Source organism: Streptomyces albus subsp. chlorinus (assembly GCF_013302895.1).
GTDB lineage: Bacteria > Actinomycetota > Actinomycetes > Streptomycetales > Streptomycetaceae > Streptomyces > Streptomyces chlorinus.
Genome location: NZ_VJOK01000001.1, coordinates 6,404,256 through 6,407,720, shown reverse-complemented (window position 1 = coordinate 6,407,720; position 3,465 = coordinate 6,404,256). Strand labels below are relative to the sequence as shown.

General features: G+C 74.0%; 2 protein-coding genes. Both read left to right on the top strand.

Features of this window, described 5'->3' with window-relative positions:
* The first annotated feature begins 159 nt into the window (after window positions 1-159).
* Window positions 160-1,032, top strand: coding sequence for an SCO6745 family protein (locus FM076_RS27725; RefSeq protein WP_173873598.1), 873 nt, complete (start codon window positions 160-162; stop codon window positions 1,030-1,032).
* Between the two features lie 144 nt (window positions 1,033-1,176).
* Window positions 1,177-3,465: Tex family protein (locus FM076_RS27720; protein WP_345945269.1), on the top strand; the 2,289-nt coding region annotated here is incomplete at its 3' end.

Here is a 3,465-nt window from a genome sequence, read left to right as displayed (position 1 = left end):
TGCCGGAGCGCCGCCCGCCGCGCTTCCTGTGGCCGCGCCGGGAAGTGAACTCCGCGCAGCGGAACGGGAGTCCCGCACGCTGAACCGGGGGGCCGGACCGGGGCGAGCCGTGGGTTCCCCGCCCTTCAGGTCCCGGATACCGCCCGGTAGCGTACCGGCATGACGTCACTTCCCGAACGCGCCGGGCGGCGCTGTCACAACGCCCTCAACGCCCTGCACTCCGCGCTGTACTTCTCCCCCGCGCTGAGCAGGGAACTGGCGCCGTACGGCATCGACGACCCGCACGCGGTGAACCTGGCCACCCGCTCCGCCCCGCTGGGGGCCGTGGGCGCCGGCACGGTGACGGCCACGTTCTACAACTACAGCCACGCCCTGGTCGCCCGGTTCGTCCCCGAGGTGTGGGACGCCGCCGCCCCGGAGACCGTGCTCGCCGCACGGCTGCGCGCCGCCGACGCGACACTGCGGCACCTGCTGGGCGAGGAGGCCGTCACCTCCCCGCGGATGGCCGAGGCCGCGCGACTGGCGCTGCGCGCCGCCGAGGGCTGCACCCGCTCGGGCCGCCCCCTGTACTCCGCCAACGCCGACCTGCCCACCCCGCCGGTCGACCAGGCGCCGCATCTGGCGCTGTGGCACGCGGCGACCCTGCTGCGCGAACACCGCGGCGACGGCCACATAGCCGCCCTCCAGCACGCCGAACTCGACGCGCTGGAGGCACTGGTGAGCCACACCGCCAGCGGACACGGCATGAACCCGGCCTGGGTCATGCGCACCCGCGGTTACAACGAGCGGGACTGGAGCGAGGCGCAGCGGCGGCTGGCCGCACGCGGACTGCTGGACGGCGACGGCGAGCTGACCGAGCAGGGCGTCGCGCTGCGCACGCACCTGGAGGAGGAGACCGACCGGCTGGACCGCGGCCCCTACGAGCTGCTGGGCGCCGAGGACGTGGCGCGGCTCACCGAACTGGCGGGCGGCTTCGCGCGGGCGGCGACCGAGGCGGGCGCCTTCCCCGCCGACCTGCGGGGCAAGGGCTGAGGGCTGAACCCGCGCGGGCCGGCTCCCCCGCGGCCCGACGCCGTGCCGGGCGGCGGCGCCCGCCTGCGCCGGGCTGTCGGACCCGCCTGCCACAATGCATCCCTACCGGGGGACCACAGCACCGAGAAGGCGGAACGAACCATCGTGACGACGACCATCGAAGGCAGGATCGCCGAGGAACTCGGCGTACGCGAGCGGCAGGTCCGGGCCGCTGTCGAGCTGCTGGACGGCGGGTCGACCGTGCCGTTCATCGCGCGCTACCGCAAGGAAGCGACCGAGATGCTCGACGACGCGCAGCTGCGCTCCCTGGAGGAGCGGCTGCGCTATCTGCGGGAGCTGGAGGAGCGGCGCGAGGCGGTCCTGGAGTCCGTGCGCGGCCAGGGCAAGCTCACCGAGGAGCTGCGGGCGCGCATCCTGGCCGCCGACTCCAAGGCACGCCTGGAGGACATCTACCTGCCCTTCAAGCCCAAGCGGCGCACCAAGGCGCAGATCGCCCGCGAGGCCGGTCTGGAGCCGCTGGCCGAGGGGCTGCTGGCGGACCCGACGGTGGAGCCGGCCGCCGCTGCCGCCGCGTTCGTCGACGCCGACAAGGGCGTGGCCGACGCCGCCGCCGCGCTGGAGGGCGCCCGCGCCATCCTGACCGAGCGCTTCGGTGAGGACGCCGACCTGATCGGTGAGCTGCGCGAGCGCATGTGGGAGCGGGGCCGGCTGGTCGCAACGGTGCGCGAGGGCAAGGAGCAGGAGGGCGCCAAGTTCGCCGACTACTTCGACTTCTCCGAGAGCTTCACCGAGCTGCCCTCGCACCGCGTCCTGGCCCTGCTGCGCGGGGAGAAGGAGGACGTGCTCGACCTCACCCTGGATCCCGAGCCCGCCGGTGAGGACGGCACGCGGCAGGAGGGGCCCAGCTCCTACGAGCGCTCCATCGCGCACCGCTTCGGGGTGCGGGACGAGGGCCGCCCGGCGGACGCCTGGCTGGCCGAGACGGTCCGCTGGGCGTGGCGGACGCGCATCCTGGTGCACCTGGGCATCGATCTGCGCACCCGGCTGCGGACCGCGGCCGAGGACGAGGCGGTGCGGGTGTTCGCCGCCAACCTGCGGGACCTGCTGCTCGCCGCGCCCGCGGGCACCCGCCCCACCCTGGGGCTCGACCCGGGGCTGCGCACCGGGGTGAAGGTCGCCGTGGTCGACGCGACGGGCAAGGTGGCCGCCACCGACACGGTCTATCCGCACGCCCCGCACAAGCAGTGGGACGCCGCCCTGGCCACGCTGGCGGCGCTCGCCGAGGCGCACAAGGTGGAGCTGATCGCGATCGGCAACGGCACCGCCTCCCGGGAGACGGACAAGCTCGCCGGGGAACTCATCGCGGCCCGCCCCGATCTGAGGCTGACGAAGGTGATGGTCTCCGAGGCTGGTGCCTCGGTCTACTCCGCCTCGGCCTACGCCTCGCAGGAGCTGCCCGAGCTGGACGTGTCGCTGCGTGGCGCCGTCTCCATCGCGCGGCGTCTGCAGGACCCGCTGGCGGAGCTGGTGAAGATCGACCCGAAGTCGATCGGTGTGGGGCAGTACCAGCACGACCTGTCCGAGGTGAAGCTCTCGCGCTCGCTGGACGCCGTGGTGGAGGACTGTGTGAACGGCGTCGGGGTGGACGTCAACACCGCCTCGGCCCCGCTGCTGGCGCGGGTCTCGGGCATCGGTTCGGGCCTGGCGGAGAACATCGTGGCGCACCGGGACGCCAACGGCCCCTTCACCAGCCGCGAGCAGCTCAAGGAGGTGCCCCGGCTCGGCCCCAAGGCGTTCGAGCAGTGTGCGGGCTTCCTGCGCATCCGCGACGGCGTGGACCCGCTGGACGCCTCGGCGGTGCACCCGGAGGCGTATCCGGTGGTGCGCGAGATGGTGGACAAGACCGGCACGGACGTCTCCTCGCTGATCGGCAACACGGCGGCGCTGCGCGGGCTGGACCCCAAGGAGTTCGTCAACGACACGTTCGGTCTGCCGACGGTCACCGACATCCTCCGGGAGCTGGAGAAGCCGGGCCGTGACCCGCGCCCCGCGTTCCGCACGGCCAGCTTCAAGGAGGGCGTCGAGAAGCTGGGCGACCTGGCGTCCGGGATGGTGCTGGAGGGCGTGGTGACCAACGTCGCCGCGTTCGGCGCCTTCGTCGATGTCGGTGTGCACCAGGACGGGCTGGTGCACGTCTCGGCGATGTCGAAGACGTTCGTGAAGGACCCGCGGGACGTGGTCAAGCCCGGCGACATCGTCAAGGTCCGGGTGCTGGAGGTGGACGAGGCCCGCAAGCGGATCTCGCTGACGCTGCGGCTGGACGACGAGCCGGAGGCGGCGGGCGGTGCCCGGCGCGGGGGCGGCAGGGACCGCCGGGGCGGTGGCGCGCCCCGCCAGCGCCAGGGGTCCGGGCGGCGCGAGGCCGGCAAGGGC